Here is a 16,977-nt window from a genome sequence, read left to right as displayed (position 1 = left end):
GCTCATAGAAAAGCCCGGCATTGCCGGGCTTTTTTGTTTTTAGAACCGACGCTGATCCGGCGGAGGTGGCACCCACTGATACGTCCACGTCTCTGTCAGCGGCTGGCCTTTCAAGCGCAGGTACATGCGGAAATCAATTGGCTCAGTGCTGTCATCCGTTGGCTTGAGATCAAACATCGCGCGATAGCCATCGACTTCAAACTGCGGACGTGCAGAAGTGATTTCAACTTTTCCGCGTGATGACCAAATCACTGCTTCCACTTTGGCATCGCGTGCGAGCTGCGCGAGATTGCCGCCGTTGAAATCTACCGCGAAGCGCCACGAGAAATATTTGCGCGGCTGGCCAACAACACCACCCATGCCTGTGCGCGTTGCAACGACGCGTCCCAGCGGCGCAACCACGGGCATGCGCTCGCCCCAGCTCATGCGATAGCTAAAGAGCAACTCTTGCCCGGGCATTGGCTTGGTCGCCGAATTCCAGAACGCCACAATGTTGTCGTGCGTTTCATCAGGCGCCGGCAGCTCCAGCAACTGCACAGCCCCCTTGCCCCAGTTGTTGCTGCCACCATTACGCGGCTCAACCCACAGGCTCGGGCGACGATCGTAGAAAACGCCATCATCTTGGTAGTGATCAAAATTGCGATCACGCTGCATCAAACCAAAACCGCGCGGATTCTCATCGAGATAAGAATTAACGCGCACGGCTGTCGGGTTGTTCAGCGGACGCCACAACCACTCGCCACTGCCCGCATTGATCGACAGGCCATCGGTATCGTGAATCTCCGGGCGCCAGTCATTCGCCATGCGGCGATCGTTTTCGCCGAACAGATACATGCTGGTGAGCGGCGCAACACCCAGACGCTCGATCGGCTTGCGCGGATACAGCGCAGCGTCGACATCCATCGTCAGTGGCTCGCCCGGCGCGATATCAAAACGATAAGCGCCGCTGATGCTGGCGGATTCCATCAATGCGTAAATCGTGAGGCGCTCAGCAGTCGGCGACGGACGCTCCAACCAGAACGCGGTGAAGACCGGGAATTCTTCCGGCTTGTTCATGCCGCTATCAATCGCCAAACCGCGCGCTGACAAACCGTATTGCTTGCTGGTGCCAATCGCGCGGAAATAACTCGCGCCGAGAAACACTGCGAAGTCTGCGTTCCAATCTGAATGGAAGTGCACGCGCAGACCGGCGTAGCCCAGATCCTTCGGCAAAGAGCGTCCTTTAACGCCGCTCTTCGACAAATCGAACATCGACGGGTTGTAGGCCAACGGCTGCGAGATGCCGTTGACGACTTCATTGACGCGCACGGCTTCGCGGAAGCCCTGCCCCAGATGGAAAAACTGCATCTGGAAATTGAGGTTCTTGTCCGCCCAAAGCGAATGCTCAGGCTTGAAGCGGATCGACTGATACTGGTCGTACGACAGATTGGCCAGCGAGGCCGGAATATCACGCGAAGGCGGCGTATACGGCAGACCCGACAGCGAGCGCGCATAACCCTTGAGCCAGGCGTAATCAAAACGCTGACCCGGCGCAAAAGGCGGCGCCGCAAAAAGGTCAAAGGCCGGGAAGCTCGAAGCGGCAATCGCAATGGCGGATTTCAGAAAGTCGCGACGTTGCATGACTGATAAGTCCTAAATAAGGTAATTCTGATCGGGGTTCAGCCTGAATCGGCCATATGACCGTCATCAGGCGATCATGTTCGCCGATTTGCTCCGCCAAGGCATCAAAATCTGCATCGCAACATTTGTCGTTTACGTCACGACAACAACAACCTACAATGTGCGCCCTTCGACGGTGATATAGCTCAGTTGGTTAGAGCGCGGCACTCATAATGCTGAGGTCGGTGGTTCAAATCCACTTATCACCACCAATACCAAGCCCTTGTTTCTGATAAAGAAACGAGGGTTTTTTGTTTTGGGACCGCTTCGTTAGCATTTGCTGGCCGTGCCAGAACTGGGACACGCTGTGACACATCCCGATTTTTGCCAAATGCGCGCAATTGCCGCTCAAGCGCGCCGACTCAGGGACTAGGCACACCCAACTATCAATGTTGCGTGAGGGACTGAGGCTGCGCCTTTCTCGCTCTTTTGACTTGGTACATCGCGGAATCTGCTCGGTTGAGCGCCTCAGTAATGTCGTGATCACCGGGGGCTATGGTCGTTACCCCGACGCTGCCGCCGTGATATTCGATCTTGTTCTGACCGTGCGAAAAGTAGCTCGCAGTGGCTTCTTCCAAGCGGTCGCGCAAAACCGAACCTATGGCACCCGGCGCCAGCACGACGAATTCGTCGCCGCCGATGCGCGCAACAAGATCTGTTGGACGCACAACCGACGTCAGATTTCTCGCGATATAGACCAAAAGTTCGTCACCAACATCGTGACCATATTGATCGTTAATCGCCTTGAAACCATCCAAGTCGATGAAAGCGACAACCAGTGGTTTGCCGTCGCGCTCCGCGGTTGCCAGCATGCGCTGGAGGTCCTGTTCCATTCTTCGACGATTCGCCAGTCCAGTCAGTGGATCAGCCAAGGCATGCGAGGAGAGTTCCACGTTTTCTGCGTGAACCCGTCGCAATGCGCGCTCTCGTTCAACTTGCTGAGCAATGAGTTTGGCAAACTTGGCCAGGATATTGATGGTGTCGGGCTTGAGTGCGACGCGCTTGTCGCTAGCGGCGCACAAAGTTCCGTAGATGCCACCATCAAGCGTGCGAATGGGTTGGCTGAGATAAGTGCTGATGCCCAATGCGCGAGCAGCGTCGGAGTCGCCCCAGCAATTTGCAACGTCATCGGTGTAGGGTCGGCCCTCTTCGAGCGCACGTTTGCACAGCGTATCTCCCCACGGCACTGACAAGCCTTCAGGAATCTGCAACGTGCTCGAATTCCTGGAGTACAAGATATGCTGAAGACCCGCAATCTCATCAATCGTCGTGAGATACGTTGAATCTAGCCCGGTGATCGCCTCTAGCAACTCCAGCATTGGGCGCACTAGATTTTCCAGATCGTTGGTTTCGGTGACAGAATCCAGCATCCGTCTCAGAGCGTCATCCATGGCGTTCGAGTCCATTTATTTAATGGCTGAAGTTTACATTCCCGCACTGACGGCTTTATTTACTAGACGCTCACCGGGGCACTAATGCCGATAGACGCAGCGAGAAAGGTTGAACACATTCTGATTTGCCTGACGCGATGGAGCTGAAATGAACGCCGAAACAAACAACAAAGCCGTACTAATTATTGGCGCTGGCGAAGGCAATGGCTCGGCGATTGCGAAACGTTTTGCACGCGAGGGTTACGTCGCATGCGTTGTTCGACGCAATGCAGAGCCTTTGCAAGAACTGGTCTCGGCGATTGAATCTGAAGGCGGTCGTGCACGCGCTTTTGCAATTGATGCACGCAAGGAAGAAGCAATCGTTGATCTGATCGATCAGATTGAACGCGAGATCGGACCATTGGAAGTATTGGTTTTTAACGCAGGCGCCAACGTGCCCTCATCGATTCTTGATGAGACTGCGAAAAAATATTTCAAGATTTGGGAGATGGCCTGCTTCGCAGGTTTCTTAAGCGCGCGCGAAGCCGCCAAGCGAATGGTGACACGCAAACGCGGCACGATTATTTTCACCGGCGCCACCGCCAGCGTGCGCGGTGGCGCAAACTTTGCAGCGTTCGCAGGCGCCAAACATGCGCTCCGTGCACTCGCACAAAGCATGGGCAGAGAGCTGGGCCCTCGCGGAATTCACGTCGCGCACGTGGTGATTGACGGCATGGTCGACACCGCTTTTATCCGCGATAACTTTCCGAAGGTTTATACGGATCGCATGGATAAAGAAGGCATCATGCTGCCCGAGCACATCGCCGAAAATTATTGGTACCTGCACAGCCAACCGCGCGATGCTTGGACCTTTGAACTTGATCTGCGTCCGTATATGGAAACTTGGTAGCGATCAGGCCGCTTGATACAGCGTGACAACGCAAGCACCACCGAGACCCAAGTTGTGTTGCAGCGCATTGCGAACGCCGAATACCTGTCGCGGGCCCGCTTGATCACGCAACTGCCAGACTAACTCTGCGCATTGCGCAAGACCCGTAGCACCGAGTGGATGTCCCTTCGATAACAAACCACCAGAAGGATTGGTAACAACGCGACCACCATAAGTGTTGTCGCCATCCATGATGAATTTTTCGGCGGTGCCTTCTGGTGTCAGACCCAGCGCTTCGTAGGTCAGCAATTCGTTGGATGTGAAGCAGTCGTGCAATTCACACACGCCAATATCTTCTGGACCAACGCCGGCTTTTTCGTAAACCTGTTTGGCCGCGTTCACCGTCATGTCGTAACCGACGAGCTTGCGCATATCACCTTCATCAAAACTGGATGGGCCATCGGTGGTGAGTGCTTGCGCGGCAATTTTCACGCGCATATCGAGGCCGTGCTTTTTCGCGAAGGCTTCTGAGCACAACACCGCAGCAGCAGCGCCACACGTTGGTGGGCAGCATTGCAAACGCGTAAGTGGATCAAAGATTGTTGGCGCAGACATCACCTGCTCCAACGTAATCGGATCACGGAACACGGAGTAAGGATTGTTGGCAGCGTGTCTGCGCGCCTTCACTGCAATGTGCGCGAAGGTCTCTGCCTTAGTTCCGAACAATTCCATGTGCTTGCGACCACCGCCTGCAAATAACTGTGCTGCGATGGGCGCATCTGCATCACGACCTTGCACGTCTTGCATGGTGTCGACAAAGCGCTGCAAAGGATCAGGGCGATCAGCAAAACTGGAACTCAGTGCGCCACGCGACATCTGTTCAAAACCAAGTACGAGCACGCAATCAACACTGCCGCTCTCAATCGCCTGACGACCGAGATACAACGCGGTGGAACCCGTCGAACAATTGTTGTTGACGTTGATGACCGGAATGCCTGTCATGCCAACGCCGTAAAGCGCCGCTTGGCCGCAGGTTGAATCACCAAAGACATAGCCGACATAAGCTTGCTGGATCTGGCTGTACTCGACGCCAGCATCTTGCAGCGCTTTGGTGGTGGCCTTGGCGCCCATCACGTTATAGGGCTCACTAGCGCTCGGCTTGGTGAAAGGAATCATGCCCACGCCGACAACATGCACTGAATTGCTCATTTGAACCCCACTCGCAATGTTTTCAATTAGTTGATGGGCAAATAACGCTCATGCGAAATGACATGCCCAATATGCGCGGCATAGTAGGCACCGACGGGTAGGATATTCCCCCTCCCAAAGGGTAGTCTTGGAGTGACATGAGGCACTCGCCTTCAGGCATCGTTCATCTAAGATCATCAAACTGCATGATCTTTGTTTGAACCTGCTCCGAAAATGATTTCGCGCATTGTCATCCGACATCTGTGTTTTGCCATCGCGATCGGACTCGCGATCTGGGCATATCAGTCATTCGGATTTCGCGGCTTAGTCATCGAAGCACCGTATTGCGTCTTGATGATTGGCTTTGGGATCGCCATCGGCCTGCAAGCGCCTAGTGCTGTACGCAGCCTCACCGCGCTCTCCGTACTCGGCACCGTCTGCGTCGGCTGGGCCACATTCAAACAAACACAAACTTACGAGAACCTGACCAGCTTCAGCATCACCGCTGATCCGTATCGCTGCGTGCTGCGTTTGAACGGCACCATCCCGCCCGACCTGCCGCAGCTACTCGAACAAAAACTTAAACGCTTTCCACAAACTCGCGCCGTGATTCTGAGTAGCAGCGGCGGTTCAAGTTACGGCGTGATTCAAACCGCCGACCTACTCAGAAATCACCCAATCAACACTGCCATCTCCGCCGGCCAATGCGACAGCGCCTGCGCCTTTCTGTGGGTGACACAGAAGCAACGCATCCTTCTGCAAGATCCACTGATCATCACGCCCGGCTTTCATGCGCCCTACACGCTCTCGCCATGGGGACCGATTCCTTATCTGGAACAACGCAACGCACAAGTCAGCTATCTGAGAAACACGGTGAAAGCGAAAGACAGCTTCATCGACCGCGCAGAAGCCTTCATGCACGGCGTGGATCGCATGCGCCCCAGCGAGCTAAAGAAGTTAGGAATCCCAACACAGCTGATGAGCCGCAACGAAGTGCATCAACGTAACTTTTGCGATCCGCCACCCGTAACACCCAAACCCAAAGGCGATGCCGCACGCTGGCTGGCACAAACGAAAAAGCCCTGACAAATTTCAGGGCTTTTGCTTTTTGGGTGTTAGCACCATAGCGAGGACTCGACAAAGCCGCAGGATGCGGATTTGCACGAGCGCAGCGAGCCCGAAGGGTGAAAGCCACGGATGGCTTTCATAACCTGGGACGCAGTCCCAGGTGAGCCCCTCAGATACGAAAAAGCCCCGAGGGTTAGCTCAGGGCTTAGACGAAAAATATATGGCTCCGTGACCAGGACTCGACCAACCCGCAGGATGCGGAGTTGGCACGAGCGCAGCGAGCCCGAAGGGCTAAGCACATGGACGTGCTTAGTAACCTGGGACGACGTCCCAGGTGAGACCCATAAACAAAAAAGCCCCTAGATAAACTAGAGGCTTTTTCAAACAAATTAATGGCTCCGTGACCAGGACTCGAACCTGGGACCCAGTGATTAACAGTCACTTGCTCTACCGACTGAGCTATCACGGAACAGTTGGGGTGCGAATTGTAGTGTCAGAGACACCGCGAAGCAATGATTTTTTAGCTGAGAATCCATAAACAAGAAAGCCCCTAGACGAGCTAGAGGCTTCCTTAAAACTGACTAAGTGGTTCCGTGACTAGGACTCGAACCGGAGCCCCAGTGATTAACAGTCACTTGCCCTAGCCTTGAGCAGCCTGTCGCAGACGCTCAACGCTGCCCTTCAGCACCTTGTCGCTGGTGGCAAATGACAGGCGAACATGACCCGGCGTACCGAAAGCTGAGCCCGGAACAACAGCGAGCAGATGCTTTTCCAGCAACAGATCGGACAGTTCCAGATCAGTCTTGCAGCCGAGCTTGGCCATCAAGCCTTCAACGTTCGGGAACACGTAAAACGTGCCGTCGCCTGGCAGGCACTTGATGCCCGGCACGCTGTTGAGGTCGATTACGAGCGCATCGTGACGAGCCTTAAATGCAGCGACCATTGTGGTCACGCAGGTCTGGTCGCCGCTCAGCGCCGCTTCAGCCGCAACCTGTGCGATTGACGTCGGGTTGCTGGTGCTCTGGCTCTGGATGTCGTTCATTGCGGTGATGAGCTTGGCCGGGCCGCAGGCCCAACCAATGCGCCAGCCGGTCATCGAATAGGTTTTCGAGACGGCGTGGATGATCACGGTGCGATCGTAGAGATCTGGGCAGACGTTAACGATGTTGCTGAACGGCTCAGCCGCCCACAGAATTTTTTCGTACATGTCGTCGCTAGCGATGACGATGTTCGGATGCTTGCGCAGCACTTCGCCAAGCGCGAGGAGTTCGGCCTTGGTGTACGCCATACCCGACGGGTTGCTCGGGCTGTTGAGCCAGATCATGCGGGTGCGCGGCGTGATCGCGGCTTCGAGCTGAGCAGCGGTGATCTTGAAGCGCGTTGCGGCGGTGGTTTCGATAAACACCGGCGTGCCATCGGCCAACAACACCATGTCTGGATAGCTCACCCAGTACGGTGCAGGCACGATCACTTCGTCGCCCGGATTCAGCAACGCTTGGCAGAGGTTGTAGCAAGCCTGCTTGCCACCGACCGAAACCACAACCTGATTCGGCTTGTAGTCCAGCGCGTTGTCGCGCTTCATCTTTTCGATGATCGCTTTCTTCAATGCCGGCGTACCGCCAACTGGGGTGTACTTGGTGAAGCCGCTTTCGATGGCCTTGATTGCAGCATCTTTGATGTGCTGCGGCGTATCGAAGTCGGGCTCGCCTGCGCCCAATGAGAGTACGTCTTTGCCCTGCGCCTTGAGTTCGCCAGCCTTGGCGGTCACGGCGAGAGTCGGAGAAGGCTTGATACGGCCTACACGTTGAGAAAGCGTCAGTTCCACGAGATTTTTCCAAGTCGACGAAAGCGGCGCGGATGATACTGAAAAACAGGGGTTCAAGCACCCCTCCGAATAGGCTAATTGCGAGTAGCTACTCCCTCTCCCCATGCTTTTTATGGGGAGAGGGTCGGGGTGAGGGGTGAAGAAACGCGCTTCGCGAGCATTGCTCGCTGCGGTTCTGAACGCCCGGCCAAGGATGGCCGGGCCGGGGTTGGGGACGTGGCGCAATGTTGCGCCATGGATGGCGACATACATTCACGTAGCGGAAAGCCCCTCACCCCTGCCCTCTCCCCGCAAGCGGGGCGAGGGAGTTTCTTAGTTTGATGGTTCAGCTTTGAAAATTGAGAGACGCGCACGCAGTTGGCGCATCTGTTCGGCTTCGATTTCATCGCCCATCAACACGCGCGTGCGGCGGGTGCCGTTTTTGAGGCGGAAGTTGAGCACTAAGAAAGCGCTGTGAGTAAAGCTATTGCCCTGCAGCTCGGCGGAATACTCGCCAGTCTGATCGCGGACGGTCCAGCCGCCCTCGGCGTGCCAAGTCAATCGAGTCAAGGCTTTAAGTCCGAAACCGAACACCGAATGACGGCGCAGGCTGAACCAAGACAAGGCAATTAAGGCCAACAAGCTCAACATCATCGGGCCTTCTTTCATTGCGAAAGGCAGGATGGCGATGGGGATCACGTGGAGCCAAAACATCACCTTAAAAGCCCGCATCGACGGGCTCGGCGATAGATCAATAGTGGACACGAAGTTGTTCGATGACATTGGCGATCTCACGTTGTTCTGGCATTTCTTGAAAACCCATGACCCAGGCCCAGATATCTGGATCTTCTGCGGCCATCAAAGCAATGAACGCTTCGCGCTCGATTTCTGGTGCCACATCGTAGCGATGCTCCAGATAGCGCTCCATCAGCACATCCAGCTCTTTCATGCCGCGACGGCACAACCACTTCAATCGCGCTTTTTCCACGTTCGATCTCAGAAATAACAAAGGCGGCAAAGCCGCCCTTGTTGTTGAACAACTACTTACAAATCTTAAACAGTGCGCTCGACCATCATCTTCTTGATCTCGCCGATTGCCTTGGCAGGGTTCAAACCCTTAGGACAAGTCTTCGAGCAGTTCATGATGGTGTGGCAGCGGTAGAGCTTGAACGGATCTTCCAGCGCATCGAGACGATCGCCGGTGGCTTCGTCGCGGCTGTCGACCAACCAGCGGTAGGCCTGCAACAAGATCGCAGGGCCGAGGTAACGGTCGCCATTCCACCAGTAGCTTGGGCAGCTGGTTGAGCAGCAAGCGCAGAGAATGCACTCGTAGAGGCCGTCGATCTTGGCGCGGTCTTCCTCAGACTGCAGACGCTCACGCGTTGGTGCAGGTGAATCTGTTTTGAGCCAAGGCTCGATCGATGCGAGCTGTGCGTAGAAGTGCGTCATGTCCGGCACGAGGTCTTTGATGACCGGCATGTGCGGCAGCGGATACACGGTGACAGCGCCCTTCACTTCATCACAGCCCTTGATGCAGGCCAGCGTGTTGGTGCCGTCGATGTTCATTGCGCATGAACCGCAGATGCCTTCGCGGCATGATCGACGGAACGTCAGCGTTGCGTCGGTTTCGTTCTTGATCTTGATCAGCGCGTCGAGAACCATCGGGCCGCAAGTCGACATGTCCACGTCATACGTGTCCATGCGCGGATTGGCGCCGGTGTCTGGATCAAAGCGGTAGATCTTGAAGGTCTGAACATTCTTCGCGCCAGCAGGCGCAGGGAAATGCTTACCGGCTTTCTTGTCGATCTTGGAATTTTGCGGCAGTGAGAACTGTGCCATTTTCGTTCTTCCTGATTAGTACTTGCGGGCCATGGGCGGAATCTGGTCGACATCGGAGTCGAGCGGATTCATGTGCACCGGACGCTTGTCGAGCTTCACTTCCTTGTCGCCCGTGCGCCATGCAACCGTGTGATGCAACCAGTTCACGTCATCGCGATCTTGGATGTCATCACGTGCGTGCGCGCCGCGTGATTCTTTGCGGTTTTCTGCGCCAGTGATGGTGAGCAATGCCTGACCCAACAGATTGTCGAGTTCCAGCGTTTCCATCAGGTCGGAGTTCCAGATCATCGAGCGATCCGAAACCTTGACCTTGCCGAAGGAATCGATCACAGCATTCAGCTTCTGAATACCTTCCTGCATCATCGGGCCATCACGGAATACCGCGCAGTGTTTCTGCATGGTCTTCTGCATGTCGAGACGAACCTTTGCGGTTGGTTCGGTGCCGTTGGCGTGACGGAAGCCATCAAGACGCGACAGCGCTTTGTCTTCCGATGCGTTGGAAATTTTCTTGTGCGGCGTGTTGGCTTTGACCAACTCCGAGGTGCGGATCGCAGCGGAGCGACCGAACACCACCAGATCGAGCAACGAGTTGGAGCCGAGACGATTTGCACCGTGCACCGACACACAAGCCGCTTCGCCGACGGCCATCAGGCCGGGGACGACGGAGTCTGGGTTGCCATCTTTGAGCGTAACGACTTCGCCGGTGTGCAACGTCGGGATACCACCCATGTTGTAGTGCACGGTTGGCACGACAGGGATCGGTTCCTTCGTCACATCAACGCCAGCAAAAATTTTGGCGGATTCAGAAATGCCTGGGAGTTTGGCGTGCAGAACGTCTGCGCCCAAGTGTTCCAAGTGCAGGAAGATGTGGTCGGCTTCTGCGCCAACGCCACGGCCTTCGCGAATTTCTGTCGCCATTGAGCGCGACACCATGTCACGCGGCGCAAGGTCTTTAACGCTAGGCGCATAACGCTCCATGAAGCGTTCGCCTTTCGAGTTGGTGAGGTAACCACCTTCACCACGCGCGCCTTCGGTGATCAAGCAGCCCGAACCGTAAATGCCGGTTGGGTGGAACTGCACGAACTCCAAATCTTGCAATGGCAAACCAGCGCGCAACACCATCGCGTTACCGTCGCCGGTGCAGGTGTGAGCAGAGGTTGCCGAGAAGAATGCGCGACCGTAACCGCCGGTGGCGAGAATCGTCATGTGCGAACGGAAGCGGTGCAGCTGACCGGTGGACAGGTCCATCGCGAGCACGCCGCAGCATTGACCGTTTTCGTCCATCAACAGGTCGAGCGCGAAGAACTCAACGTAGAACTGCGCTTTGCACTTCAAGCTCTGCTGATACAGCGCATGCAACATTGCGTGGCCGGTGCGATCCGCAGCAGCGCAGGTACGCTGAGCAGGAGGACCCTTGCCGAATTCGGTGGTCATGCCGCCGAATGGACGCTGATAAATTTTGCCTTCAGGTGTGCGCGAGAACGGCACGCCGTAGTGTTCGAGTTCGATGATCGCGGGAATCGCTTCGCGCGTCATGTACTGAATGGCGTCTTGGTCGCCCAACCAGTCGGAACCTTTGACGGTGTCAAAGAAGTGCCAGCGCCAGTCGTCTTTGCCCATGTTGGCAAGCGCGGCGGAGATACCACCCTGCGCAGCAACGGTGTGCGAACGCGTTGGGAACACTTTGGTGATGTTGGCAGTTTTGAGGCCGGTTTCAGCCAGACCCAAGGTTGCGCGCAAACCAGCGCCACCCGCGCCAACTACCAGCGCGTCGTACTCGTGATGAATAATTTCGTAAGCCATTCTTATGATCCCAGTGCAACCTTGAGCACCGCGAAGATCGTGGACACGGCCACGATTGCGTGCAGAAACTTGTTGAGCAGCAGTGAAACAATCTTGCTGCCTTCATTGCCGATGTAGTCTTCAATCACCACCTGCACACCCAGCATCGAGTGATACAGCGCGGCCACGATAAACAGCACCAGCGTGATCGCCACTGACGGTGCGTGCACCCAGTGACGGACCATGTAGAAATCGCCGCCAGCAAGCTGGGCGACCGAGAACACAAACCAGAGCGACAGCGGAATCAAGGCGACAGCGGAAATGCGCTGCACCCAGAAATGATGGGTACCGTCTTTAGCAGAACCGAGACCACGTGCCTGGCCAAGCGGAGAACGCATGCTCATGGGCAACTCCTTATTTGGCGTAAGCCACGGCCCAAACCGCGGCCGTGAGAAGAAGAGAGACGATGACGACGGCGTAGCCAGTCGCATACGCGGTTTTGAGCTCATAGCCCTTGCCGATGTCCCAACCGAGGTGACGGATGCCGTTGCACAGGTGATACAGCAGTGCCCAGCTCCAGCAGAACAACAGTGCTTGGCCGTACCAAGCCGTGAGGTGCTTGGCGAACATGCCGTAGGTTTCTGGACCACCAGCGAGGGTGATCAGCCAAGCCGCGAGCAACATGGTGCCGATGCTCAGGCCAATGCCGGTCAGGCGATGGACAAAGGACAGCAGAGAAGTCAGCTGAAAGCGGTAATACTGCCCCAGCATAAACGGTGACATGGGCCGGGACGGTAGTCCTTTGGGCGGTTGGTGGCTCATTCTGGCTTCCTTTGAATCTTGCCGATGCTTAATAAAATCGGTGTGGGCGAATTTGCGGCTAAAAGTCTATGCAGCGACCGTTCTTTTCCCAATCCCCATAACGGGTAGGTTCAGGACCATCAACGCGGCCGCCTATTTCAGCAACAACACCGGGTGTTGTCGTCGTTACTTTGGAGGATGAAGCCGTCGCGTCTGCCTGCTCGCTCTTGAGCAACTCAGCCAACGACATCGCCTTTTCGGCCGGTGCTGGCGGGGTGTAAGTCTGGACAGTTGATTTTGTCGGTGAGGACACGAGGGAGATGGATCTGAACGGATCGTGATTCGATAACGCCGCATAGTGTGACAAAATTCACCACATCATGGCAACGAACTTTATGAAAGACACCTTTGTTGCAAGCCTTTCTCATCTAGCGAATGTGCGCGTTTTGGGCGCAGAGGCTGAGACGTTTCTACAAGGCCAGCTTAGTAATGACGTGCGATTACTCACGACTGAGCGCGCGCAAATCAGCTCATACAACAGCCCCAAAGGCCGCATGCTGGCGGTGCTGCATTTATTGCGTGATGCGCAAAGCATCGTCGCGGAAATCGACCGCAGCGTGTTTGAAGCCACGCTGAAACGCCTGCGCATGTTTGTACTGCGCTCCAAAGTCACGTTTGAAGTGATCAGCGATACGCCTGCACTCGGCATCGCTGGCTTGCGCGCCGTCGAACTGCTGCAAAGCGTCGCCCTGCCCGCACCGAATCAGCCGATGGACAGTGCTCAGCATGGCGAGCTGACTGTTTTACGTCGCCTCGGCGAGTTGCCACGTTTTAGTGTGCACGGCCCTGCCGCCGCCCTCGCCGATCTGCAACAGCGATTAACGCTTGATGCGGAAGCGGGCACCGAGCAGGACTGGCGCCGACTCGATATTCAGGCCGGCGTGCCTACCGTTTTTGCTGAAACCAGCGATCACTTTGTCGCTCAGATGGCCAACCTCGACACACTCGGCGGCATCAGCTTTAACAAAGGCTGCTACACCGGCCAGGAGATCGTCGCGCGCTTGCACTATCTCGGCCAACTTAAGCGCCGCATGTTCCGCGTTCGCAGCGCAGCGACCGATATCGTCCCCGGCACCTCTGTTTATGTTGAGGGCGAAACACAGGCCGCTGGCGAAGTGGTGCAGTCGGTCAATGCCGATGGCGGCAGCTTGCTCAACATCGTTTTGCAACTGACGCAGGCTGAATCGACTCAACTGCGTCTTGGCAGTGGCGATGGACCGCATTTAAGCGCGCCGGAGCCTTTAATCACTTCTTAAGCATGCAAGAATGTATTTATATTTTATATAATAAAATATTTTAAACATTGATAATAAAACGATGCAGGCAAAGCAAATTTCTCAATACAAAGCTCCGAAAAACTAAGATTTCCGAGATTTGAATTGGGTATAGTCCAGCACCATCATTTGCTCTGACTGACATGAATTTCCGCCAGTTTCTCGCCTGCATTGTCCTGCTTACTTCAAGCATCTCCGCATCTGCGGCGACGAAACTGATTCCTGATCTGCGGCATCTCGATGCACTGCCGATCCACAGCTTGCCTGTACTCAGCATGCAAAAATCCGTTGCTGCTGCGATCTCAAAAGATCAACCACTGCAATTCGCCGTAAGCGCACCGCTCTCGCTCACGTTAGACGATGGCAGCTGGGCGAAACTCGATGATGGCAATTGGAGCTGGCGCACCCGCGTTTACTCATCGGGCGCGCAATCGCTCAATCTGCACTTCTCACAATTTGATTTGCCTGCCGACGCCACACTGTGGCTTTACGATCCTAATGGCGAAGTGATTGCCGGGCCATACACCTCCGCCAATGAATTGAGCGATAAACAACTGTGGACCGCCGTCGTCAACGGTGAAACGGTGATCGTTGAATTACGCGTGTCGTCTGCATCGAAAGATCAGGTTCACTTGCAACTCGCAGAGGTCAATCACGGTTATCGCGGTTTTGCTAAGGCCAGCACCGGCAGCTTTGGCGACTCCGGCTCCTGCGAAATTGATGTCGCCTGCACCGCGGGCCAACCTTACCTCGCACAAGCACGCGCTCTTGCGCGCATTACGATTAGCGGCACTGCCTTGTGCAGCGGCCAGTTGGTCAACAACGTACGTCAAGACAACACACCGTTTTTTCTCACCGCCAATCACTGCGGCATTAGCAGCAGCAATGCGAGCTCAGTCGTTTTTTATTGGAATTATCAGAACAGTCGCTGCGGCGGTGACGGTGCAGAACCCACCTACCAAACGCAGTCTGGCAGCATCTGGGTTGCAGGCAATGTCAGCTCCGATTTCACCTTGTTGAAAACCGCGGTACAGCCGACCACTTCGTGGAATCTTTATCTCGCTGGGTGGAATGCAGGCAACAGCGCGCCTCAATCTGGCGGCATCGTTCATCACCCCGCTGGCGACGTCACTAAAATCGCGGTCTACAGTTCACCTGCGGTGAGCTTAAACAATCAGACGTTGTGCACTGGCACCTTACCCATCACTGGCAGCTGTTCGTCTACTCGTTCAGTGAATGTCTGGAGAGTCAGCTATACGCAGGGCGTGACCGAGGGCGGCTCTTCTGGCTCCGCACTTTATGATCAGAATAAATTGATTGTTGGCCAACTCTCAGGCGGTTCAACTAAATGCGGCGGAAGTAGCAGCGCAACAGATATCTATGGCCGCACCAATGCTGCATGGACCGCCACCAGCTCCGCTTCGGGTCAGCTGAAAGCCAATCTGGATCCAGACAACACCGGCACCTTGTCACTCGTCGGCAAAAATCTTGGCGCTGCCAGCAGCGGAGGCGGCTCTAGTGGGGGCAGCTCTAGTGGCGGCAGCTCTGGCGGCGGCGTTCCTCGTGGCACTGGCTCAATGCCTCTATTTACGCTGCTCGGCTTAGCTGCATTAGGTCTGTTCCGTCGTCGCCTCACTTCACGCCGTGCATCATCCGTTTAAGCAACGGCGTCAGTAAGAACATCACCAAACCACAAGCAATGCCGATCTTGGCGGAGTAGACGAACAGAGCGTCGTACTTCACCAAAGCGTCGGCAACGTTGAGCGTCGTACCTTCGGGAATCTGGATTGACGAGAGCTTGCCAAGCAGCGCAGCAAATACTTCTGAGTACGCAGTGCCCAACCACCAGCCGCCCATCATCACGCCGACAACGCGTGGCACCGAGAGCTGCGTGACCGCAGACAAACCAATCGGCGATAACAACATCTCGCCGACCTCCAATACAAAATAGGCCAGCACGAGCCACCACAGATTGGTGAGGCCATTCTCCTGCGGATGACGTGCGCTCCACACCAACACGACGAAAGATAATCCCGCGAAGATCAAACCCCATGCAGACTTGGCAGGCTTGCTCGGATTGAGTCCGCGCTTCTCAAGCCATGGCCATAGCCAGGCAAAAGTCGGCGCGAGGATTACGATAAAGAACGCGCCCAAGAAGGTGAGCTGACCTGCGGTCCAGTCGATGATGAAATGACGATTCATCACACGATCAGAGAACAGCACCCATGAACCATAGGTCTGCTCGTAGAGCGTGAAGAAGATCAGGCAACAGGCGATCAACACCAGCAGCACCGTCATCTGCTGACGCTCGATGGAATTGCAACGCGTGAACATGAACCAGAACACGCCTGTGAGCACAACAACAGAGATCGCGTGCATCGACCACAACACCGCGCTCATCTCTGGCAACCAGCTAATAAAGTTGAGCATCAGCGAGTGCTGTTGAATGAGCGCCCAGATGCCAAATAAACCTGCAAACGATGCGAGATAAATCAGATGCTCACGCGACAGTGGGCCAAACACACGTTCGCGTAAGGCTTCTGGATTGCTTGCTTCGGCATAACCCATCAAATGTTTTTGGCCAAGCGTAAAAGTGAGCAACCCACCGAGCATGCCAACACCAGCTGCGCCAAAACCAAAACGCCAGCCATACGTTTCACCTAGCCACGCTGCAATCAAGCTCGCACCCAAAGCACCGAGATTGATACCAGCGTAATAAATCGAAAATCCGGAATCGCGGCGCGGATCGTTATCTTTATAAAGTTTTCCAACAATCGTTGAAATATTCGGCTTGAGAAAACCCACGCCGAGAATGATCAAGGACAAGGAGAAGTAAAAGACATTCAGCGCCGCCAAGTCTTGATGCACAACGCCATTCACTGTGCTGGCCGCATGTCCTTCAAAGGCCATGCCGAAATGTCCAAGACACAAGAGCACGCCACCAAACACCACACTCTTGCGCATACCCAGATAACGATCTGCGAGTAGCCCACCAATCACCGGCATGGCGTAAACCAAACCGCCGTAAGCGCCCAGCAAGTTGTAACCGTGATCGTCACTAAACAGGTGGTACTTAGTGAGATACAACAGCAACAGCGCCTTCATCCCGTAGAAAGAAAAGCGCTCCCACATCTCAGTGAAGAAGCAGATGTAGAGCCCTTTCGGGTGACCCCATAATTCATTTGGCATGAGGGCAAATTACCGAAAAGGTTCAGGCAAATTCAATCCGCAGCAAATGCCAGG

At 55.2% G+C, this 16,977-nt stretch carries 16 protein-coding genes and 2 tRNA genes; 5 read left to right on the top strand and 13 right to left on the bottom strand.

All coding sequences use genetic code 11. The annotated features are described in order from the left end of the window. Window positions 1–39 precede the first annotated feature (39 nt). Window positions 40–1,620, bottom strand: a complete 1,581-nt coding sequence (locus CJD38_RS01520; RefSeq protein WP_107938526.1) for an OpgD/OpgG family glucan biosynthesis protein — start codon at window positions 1,618–1,620, stop codon at window positions 40–42. A gap of 174 nt (window positions 1,621–1,794) precedes the next feature. Here CJD38_RS01520 and CJD38_RS01515 point away from each other — a divergent pair. Next, a tRNA-Met gene (locus CJD38_RS01515) sits at window positions 1,795–1,871 on the top strand. Window positions 1,872–2,045: 174 nt separating this feature from the next. Here the strand turns inward: CJD38_RS01515 and CJD38_RS01510 are convergent. Continuing rightward, entirely contained in the window at window positions 2,046–3,050 is a 1,005-nt protein-coding gene (locus CJD38_RS01510; protein ID WP_107938992.1) for a sensor domain-containing diguanylate cyclase, read from the bottom strand. 148 nt (window positions 3,051–3,198) lie between these two features. Between CJD38_RS01510 and CJD38_RS01505 the strand changes: the two genes are divergently transcribed. Further along, entirely contained in the window at window positions 3,199–3,939 is a 741-nt protein-coding gene (locus CJD38_RS01505) for an SDR family oxidoreductase (protein WP_107938525.1), read from the top strand. A gap of 3 nt (window positions 3,940–3,942) precedes the next feature. Here CJD38_RS01505 and CJD38_RS01500 read toward each other — a convergent pair whose 3' ends face one another. Continuing rightward, window positions 3,943–5,127 carry a lipid-transfer protein gene (locus tag CJD38_RS01500; RefSeq protein ID WP_107938524.1) on the bottom strand — a complete coding sequence of 395 codons (1,185 nt, stop codon included), beginning with the start codon at window positions 5,125–5,127 and terminating at the stop codon, window positions 3,943–3,945. Window positions 5,128–5,340: 213 nt separating this feature from the next. On the opposite strand from CJD38_RS01500, the gene CJD38_RS01495 reads away from it, so the two are divergent. After that, complete coding sequence (locus CJD38_RS01495) at window positions 5,341–6,192, top strand: hypothetical protein (RefSeq protein ID WP_107938523.1); 852 nt, start codon at window positions 5,341–5,343, stop codon at window positions 6,190–6,192. A 375-nt stretch (window positions 6,193–6,567) separates the two neighbouring features. Here CJD38_RS01495 and CJD38_RS01490 read toward each other — a convergent pair. The 9 genes from CJD38_RS01490 to CJD38_RS01445 form a co-directional block, all read right to left on the bottom strand. Then, window positions 6,568–6,643, bottom strand: a tRNA-Asn gene (locus CJD38_RS01490). A 171-nt stretch (window positions 6,644–6,814) separates the two neighbouring features. Next, window positions 6,815–7,999, bottom strand: coding sequence for a pyridoxal phosphate-dependent aminotransferase (locus tag CJD38_RS01480; RefSeq protein ID WP_107938522.1), 1,185 nt, complete (start codon window positions 7,997–7,999; stop codon window positions 6,815–6,817). 312 nt (window positions 8,000–8,311) lie between these two features. Continuing rightward, on the bottom strand, window positions 8,312–8,761 hold the full coding sequence (locus CJD38_RS01475; protein WP_366511302.1) for a protein YgfX: 450 nt from the start codon (window positions 8,759–8,761) through the stop codon (window positions 8,312–8,314). Continuing rightward, window positions 8,730–8,966, bottom strand: a complete 237-nt coding sequence (locus tag CJD38_RS01470; RefSeq protein ID WP_240625574.1) for an FAD assembly factor SdhE — start codon at window positions 8,964–8,966, stop codon at window positions 8,730–8,732. The genes CJD38_RS01475 and CJD38_RS01470 overlap by 32 nt, the downstream gene beginning before the upstream one ends. Window positions 8,967–9,031: 65 nt before the next feature. Next, entirely contained in the window at window positions 9,032–9,817 is a 786-nt protein-coding gene (locus CJD38_RS01465; RefSeq protein ID WP_107938520.1) for a succinate dehydrogenase iron-sulfur subunit, read from the bottom strand. Between the two features lie 15 nt (window positions 9,818–9,832). Then, the gene (gene sdhA / locus CJD38_RS01460; RefSeq protein ID WP_107938519.1) at window positions 9,833–11,620 is read right to left on the bottom strand and encodes a succinate dehydrogenase flavoprotein subunit; all 1,788 of its coding nucleotides are present in this window, start codon (window positions 11,618–11,620) and stop codon (window positions 9,833–9,835) included. A 2-nt stretch (window positions 11,621–11,622) separates the two neighbouring features. Continuing rightward, window positions 11,623–12,003 (bottom strand): succinate dehydrogenase, hydrophobic membrane anchor protein, encoded by a 381-nt coding sequence (gene sdhD / locus CJD38_RS01455; RefSeq protein ID WP_107938518.1) that lies wholly within the window; start codon window positions 12,001–12,003, stop codon window positions 11,623–11,625. A gap of 10 nt (window positions 12,004–12,013) precedes the next feature. Continuing rightward, window positions 12,014–12,421, bottom strand: coding sequence for a succinate dehydrogenase, cytochrome b556 subunit (gene sdhC, locus CJD38_RS01450; RefSeq protein ID WP_240625572.1), 408 nt, complete (start codon window positions 12,419–12,421; stop codon window positions 12,014–12,016). Window positions 12,422–12,479: 58 nt separating this feature from the next. Then, the gene (locus tag CJD38_RS01445; RefSeq protein WP_240625570.1) at window positions 12,480–12,713 is read right to left on the bottom strand and encodes a DUF1674 domain-containing protein; all 234 of its coding nucleotides are present in this window, start codon (window positions 12,711–12,713) and stop codon (window positions 12,480–12,482) included. A 67-nt stretch (window positions 12,714–12,780) separates the two neighbouring features. On the opposite strand from CJD38_RS01445, the gene ygfZ reads away from it, so the two are divergent. Further along, on the top strand, window positions 12,781–13,716 hold the full coding sequence (gene ygfZ, locus CJD38_RS01440) for a CAF17-like 4Fe-4S cluster assembly/insertion protein YgfZ (RefSeq protein WP_107938515.1): 936 nt from the start codon (window positions 12,781–12,783) through the stop codon (window positions 13,714–13,716). A gap of 161 nt (window positions 13,717–13,877) precedes the next feature. Further along, window positions 13,878–15,395, top strand: a complete 1,518-nt coding sequence (locus CJD38_RS01435; protein WP_107938514.1) for a trypsin-like serine peptidase — start codon at window positions 13,878–13,880, stop codon at window positions 15,393–15,395. Here CJD38_RS01435 and CJD38_RS01430 read toward each other — a convergent pair. Beyond that, complete coding sequence (locus CJD38_RS01430) at window positions 15,367–16,923, bottom strand: peptide MFS transporter (RefSeq protein ID WP_107938513.1); 1,557 nt, start codon at window positions 16,921–16,923, stop codon at window positions 15,367–15,369. The genes CJD38_RS01435 and CJD38_RS01430 overlap by 29 nt on opposite strands. Window positions 16,924–16,977 lie beyond the last annotated feature (54 nt).

Source organism: Stenotrophobium rhamnosiphilum, from assembly GCF_003052265.1.
GTDB lineage: Bacteria > Pseudomonadota > Gammaproteobacteria > Nevskiales > Nevskiaceae > Stenotrophobium > Stenotrophobium rhamnosiphilum.
Note: the sequence above shows the minus strand (reverse complement) of the source record. Positions and strands in the feature narration are given on the sequence as shown.